Origin of the sequence: Mycobacterium sp. (genome assembly GCF_050701675.1) — a bacterium.
GTDB lineage: Bacteria > Actinomycetota > Actinomycetes > Mycobacteriales > Mycobacteriaceae > Mycobacterium.
Genome location: NZ_JBOGDD010001136.1, coordinates 1 through 4,966, shown reverse-complemented (window position 1 = coordinate 4,966; position 4,966 = coordinate 1). Strand labels below are relative to the sequence as shown.

At 67.0% G+C, this 4,966-nt stretch carries 7 protein-coding genes; 2 read left to right on the top strand and 5 right to left on the bottom strand.

What is annotated here, in order from left to right:
• The 4 genes from ACRDUX_RS35195 to ACRDUX_RS35180 all read right to left on the bottom strand — a co-directional run.
• Positions 1-236 (bottom strand): type I phosphomannose isomerase catalytic subunit (locus ACRDUX_RS35195; RefSeq protein WP_526421206.1); only part of this gene is annotated, 236 nt, incomplete at its 3' end.
• A gap of 4 nt (positions 237-240) precedes the next feature.
• A complete protein-coding gene (locus ACRDUX_RS35190) occupies positions 241-1,317 on the bottom strand; it encodes a TobH protein (protein WP_526421205.1) in 1,077 nt (358 codons plus the stop codon).
• On the bottom strand, positions 1,314-2,711 hold the full coding sequence (locus ACRDUX_RS35185; RefSeq protein ID WP_526421203.1) for a phosphomannomutase/phosphoglucomutase: 1,398 nt from the start codon (positions 2,709-2,711) through the stop codon (positions 1,314-1,316). Before ACRDUX_RS35185 ends, ACRDUX_RS35190 begins: the two co-directional genes overlap by 4 nt.
• A gap of 110 nt (positions 2,712-2,821) precedes the next feature.
• A complete protein-coding gene (locus tag ACRDUX_RS35180) occupies positions 2,822-3,235 on the bottom strand; it encodes a DUF3499 family protein (RefSeq protein ID WP_526421201.1) in 414 nt (137 codons plus the stop codon).
• A 132-nt stretch (positions 3,236-3,367) separates the two neighbouring features.
• Here ACRDUX_RS35180 and ACRDUX_RS35175 point away from each other — a divergent pair, with 132 nt between their 5' ends.
• A complete protein-coding gene (locus tag ACRDUX_RS35175; protein WP_526421210.1) occupies positions 3,368-3,790 on the top strand; it encodes a metallopeptidase family protein in 423 nt (140 codons plus the stop codon).
• Positions 3,791-3,832: 42 nt separating this feature from the next.
• Here ACRDUX_RS35175 and ACRDUX_RS35170 read toward each other — a convergent pair whose 3' ends face one another.
• Positions 3,833-4,102 (bottom strand): WhiB family transcriptional regulator, encoded by a 270-nt coding sequence (locus tag ACRDUX_RS35170; RefSeq protein WP_526421208.1) that lies wholly within the window; start codon positions 4,100-4,102, stop codon positions 3,833-3,835.
• 433 nt (positions 4,103-4,535) lie between these two features.
• On the opposite strand from ACRDUX_RS35170, the gene ACRDUX_RS35165 reads away from it, so the two are divergent.
• A partial coding sequence (locus tag ACRDUX_RS35165) for a 2-phospho-L-lactate transferase CofD family protein (protein WP_526421199.1) occupies positions 4,536-4,966 on the top strand: 431 nt, incomplete at its 3' end.

Here is a 4,966-nt window from a genome sequence, read left to right as displayed (position 1 = left end):
TCACCGAAGCGGGCCCGCGTCGACGCCCCCAACTGCCCCTCGGGATCGGCGGTGATGGTGTCGAGTAGCGAGCGCTCCCCGTCGTCACCCTCCAGCCACGCCGGGTCGCCCGGGTGTGCCCCCAGCCAGAGTTCGGCCTCGGGGTGCGGTGTGGGACTTGGCCTTCCCGTGAATTCCGCAATGGCGTTATGAGAGCCCCACGCGTAAGTCCGCAGCGCGCCGCGCAATACGTCCACTCGTCTAACCTCGAACCAATCTCAGGTACGCCGCAGCCATTTCGAGGCGTACCGCCAACATGACCAATTGCTGCTCGGGACGACCGCTCGGCCGGGGTGTCACGAGGTCGGGCACGTCGTCGGCGCTCACCACTTCGACGTCGTCGTAACCACTGAGCGTCGCGACGATCCCTGGCCGCTCCTCGTCGGTGGCGAACACCACGGTCCGCACCCTGGCGGGCTGGGGCCCGTCGATCTCCTCGTCGTGAAAGATCGAAGATTCGTACTCAGTTGAACTGCTTGCCAGTCCGCGGCGCAGGGCGACGAGGGCATCGGCAAGGCCAACCGCGGCCACCGGCTGCTGCGCCACCCGGAGCAGAATCGCACCGACGTGCCTGGCAAGCGCCACGCTCGCGGCATTGCCACCCGCCAGGACGACGTCGCGACCCGAGAGCCGCTCCGCAAGTGCCTTGGCCGGATTGGTGAACAGTTCTCGGCCCGCGCTGTTGCGCAGCGCCTCGGCGTCAAGGGCGTCGGCCAGCACGGCGAGGTCCACGCTCATCCCGGAATCGACCACCTGCAGAGCGGCCAGACCGGCGGAAAGGTATCGGACGAGCGCGAATTCATCGGAGACGAGCAGTCGCGGCGCCAACACCACGGCTGCCCTACCCGCCGCAACCTCCCGCAGCGGTCCCTCGTCAGGGGCGACGACGACAACCCGCGCGCCGCGCCGAATTCCGGTGGCAGCGGCCGACACCAGCACCGGGTCGGCTGGATCGTCTCCGGCAACGATCATGACGTCGAGCGCACCGATCCACGGCGGCACCTCGGAAGCGACCACGATCGGCGCCCCGGTCGATCCCCCCAGGGCGGCGGCCAGCATCGCTCCCGCTGCCTCGGCTGCGCCTCGAGTGGCCACCCAGACCACGGTGCGCGGCGGTTGATCGGACCGCAGCGGTTCCAGGACGCCCTCGTCAAGGGCTGCAGCCATTGTCCGCATCTGCGCACCCGCCATCGATGCAGCCCGCAGCAAACCCTCTCGGTCCGCGGCGAGCAGACCCTCGACGTCGTCGAGGTCGATGGTGGCCTGCGCCGCGCTCATGTGACCGTCTCGCTGACCGAAGTGATCTGGGCTGCTACGTGGTCGACGATCGCAGCCACCTCCTCTGAACTCCTGGCTTCTACGTTGAGGCGCAGCAACGGCTCGGTATTCGACGTGCGCAGGTTGAACCAGGCGCCGTCGCCGAGGTCGACGGTAACGCCGTCGAGGTGGTCGATCGACTGGATGCGGCCTGTCAACGACTTCAGCACCGCATCGACGCACGCCGGTGCGTCACCGACCGTGTAGTTGATTTCTCCCGAGGCTGCATACCGCTGGTAGTCGGCCATCATCTGAGAGAGCGGCCGGTCCTGCTCCCCCAGCGCCGCCAGCACGTGCAGCGCGGCCAGCATCCCGGAGTCGGCACCCCAGAAGTCGCGGAAGTAATAGTGCGCCGAATGCTCCCCGCCGAAGATCGCTCCCGACTCGGCCATCAACTCCTTGATGTAGGAGTGGCCGACCCGTGAGCGGATGGCGGTCCCGCCGCGTTCGTTGATCAACTCCGGCACCGCCCGCGACGTGATGAGGTTGTGAATGACGGCGGCCCCGATCTCGCGGCCGAGTTCGCGCCCGGCGACCAGTGCCGTCACCGCGGACGGCGACACCGGGTGGCCGAGTTCGTCGACGACGAAGCAGCGGTCCGCATCCCCATCGAAGGCAAGCCCGATGTCGGCGCCGGTCTCGACGACGTGACGCTGCAGATCCACCAGGTTCGCCGGGTCGAGCGGATTGGCCTCGTGGTTGGGAAAGGTGCCGTCGAGCTCGAAGAACAACGGTAGCAACGTGATTGACTTGAGCGGACCGAGCACTGCGGGCGTGGTGTGTCCACCCATGCCGTTGCCCGCGTCGACGGCCACCCGCAGCGGGCGCAGACCCGCGATGTCGACGAGCGACCGCAGGTAGTCCCCGTATTCACCGAGCACGTCGCGGTCGGTGATGGTGCCCGGTTCGCCATCGAACCCGGGCACGCCGTTGATGACCTCGCCGCTGATGGTGGTCAGCCCGGTGTCCTTGCCGACGGGCTTGGCGCCGGCGCGACACAGTTTGATGCCGTTGTAGGCGGCGGGATTGTGACTGGCGGTGAACATCGCGCCGGGGCAGTCGAGCAGACCGGAGGCGAAGTACAGCTGATCGGTCGACGCCAGGCCGATCCTGGTGACGTTCAGTCCCTGCGCCGCCACGCCCTGAGCGAACGCCGCGGCGAGCGAGGGCGAGCTGGCGCGCATGTCGTACCCGATCGCGACGCTGTCGGCACCAGGCTTACCCTCGTCGCGCACCAGCCTGGCGAACGCACCGCCGACGTCGGCGACGAACCGCTCGTCGATTTCCTCGCCGACGAGACCACGAACGTCATACGCCTTGATGACGTGGTTGACAGCCGCAGCGGGCCGAGACATAGATCTCCTCGCGAAGGGGAACTCCTGGCGCCAGCCTATCGGCTTGGCTTTCGTCGTGCGGCGGGTCGTGCCGGTGGGTCACACCAGCTCACTCGAATCTACGGGGCCGCTCAGTCGGCCGGGTCCGGCAAGACGCGTAAGTGCCCGCGCCTGCGACCGTTCTCCTCCGAACGCTGAACCGGTGGAGCCATCAGCGCACCGCCGCGCACACCGGTCACGGGGTCCGAGAACCCGGCGGGCGGTGCGCCCACCGCGACTTCGTGACCTTCGCGCACCGCGTCGGCGAGAGCCACCAGGTCGTCGTCGTCAGAATGCGACGGCAGCGGTCCGGCGTGCCGGACCAATTCCCATCCGCGCGGAGCGGTGATCCGACCGGCATGAATCACGCACAGGTCCCAGGAGTGGGGCTCTGAGACGGTGGCGAGCGGGCCAACGACGGCAGTTGAGTCCTTGTAGACGAAGGTCAGCGTCGCCACGGCGTAGTGCGGGCACCCGGGCCTGCAGCAGCGACGGGGAACGTTCACGGACACGAGGCTATCGCGCGGGAACGTCGCGGGCCTACGACACGCGCAGCCCGCAACCGGCCGATCTCCAACCGTTACGATCGCCGCATGGTCGAGCGGGAGCCTTGGCGCGCGCACCGCGGACGCAGGGAGATGCGCGGTCCGCTGCTGCCACCAACCGTGCCGGGCTGGCGCAGCCGCGCGGAGCGCTTCGACATGGCAGTCCTCGAGGCCTACGAGCCGATCGAGCGACAGTGGCAGGACCGGGTGTCCGGTTTGGACGTCGCCGTTGACGAGATTCCGCGGATCTCACCGAAGGACCCCGAAAACGTCCAATGGCCACCGGAGGTCATCGCGGATGGGCCGATCGCCCTCGCCAGGCTGATACCGGCGGGCGTCGATGTCAGGGGAAATGCCACTAGGGCGCGAATCGTTTTGTTCCGCAAACCAATCGAGCGGCGGGCGAAGGACACTCTCGATCTGTCGGACTTGTTGCATGACGTGCTGGTGGCTCAGGTCGCCACGTATCTGGGCGTCGAACCCTCCGTCATCGACCCGACGATCGACGACGACTGAGACGCCGCGCCAGGTCCGTGCCGGCCGCTGGTGCGAAGAAGCTCAGATGATCCCGCGCTTGAGACGGCGGCGTTCCCGCTCGGACAGTCCGCCCCAGATGCCGAATCGCTCGTCATGGGCCAGGGCGTAGTCGAGGCACGCATCCTTCACCTCGCAACCGAGGCAGATGCGCTTGGCCTCGCGGGTCGAACCACCCTTTTCGGGGAAGAACGCCTCGGGGTCGGTCTGCGCACACAGCGCGCGTTCCTGCCATTGTTCGTCGTCGAGTGGCGGGTCGGCGTAGGCGCCGGGGTGGTCAGGAACCACACTCAACTGGGGACGACCAACAACCATCCCGTTCTGCGCCGGCCCAACATTGGTGTGCGGTTCGTTGCCTGCTGAGCCGAGCATCCGACTGTCGAATCGGATGACACGATCGAAATCTACGTGCTCATAAGACATCTTCCGCCTCCTCACCTGTTTTCGTAAATCCCCTGTTGAAACCCCACCGAGTTCGAGTGCGGCCACTTCAATTCGAACAAGTGATCGAATCTCGGTCTGCGACACTGGAACCGGGAAGCCAACCGGGAAATGACACTGATGTGATTAGACACGGGTTAGCTGCGAGGGTCAAGCGCTACGGCGCGTTTTCATACCATCCCGTGACCTAATGTCGGCGCGTCGGTTACCTGGCGTGTCGTAAAAGTGACCAAGTCGACCCCCGCCGTGGACCACTTCGGCGCGGATGCGCCTAGTGTCGATCGATGTGAAAGTCACTGTTCTGGTGGGCGGCGTCGGCGGGGCGCGCTTCCTCCTCGGCGTCCAGCAGTACCTCGGTCTTGGCCAGTTCACCGGCTCCGCAGCGGGGCCGGAGGGAGACCACGAGGTCACCGCGGTCGTCAACGTCGGCGACGACGCCTGGATGCACGGTGTCCGCATTTGCCCGGACCTCGACACCTGCATGTACACCTTAGGTGGAGGGATAGACCCCGAGCGGGGCTGGGGTCATGCCGACGAAACCTGGCACGCGAAGGAAGAACTCGCCGCCTACGGTGTGCAGCCCGACTGGTTCGGACTCGGCGACCGCGACCTGGCCACCCATCTGGTGCGCAGCCAGATGCTCAGGGCCGGCTATCCCCTGTCTCAGGTCACGGAGGCGCTCTGCGCGCGGTGGCAGCCGGGCGCCCGGCTTCTACC

What these genes read in the sequence shown, in the direction of transcription:
- ACRDUX_RS35185 (WP_526421203.1), bottom strand. Translation starts at nt 2,711, where the DNA reads ATGTCTCGGCCCGCTGCGGCTGTCAACCACGTCATCAAGGCGTATGAC.
- ACRDUX_RS35190 (WP_526421205.1), bottom strand. Translation starts at nt 1,317, where the DNA reads ATGAGCGCGGCGCAGGCCACCATCGACCTCGACGACGTCGAGGGTCTG.
- ACRDUX_RS35175 (WP_526421210.1), top strand. Translation starts at nt 3,368, where the DNA reads ATGCGCGGTCCGCTGCTGCCACCAACCGTGCCGGGCTGGCGCAGCCGC.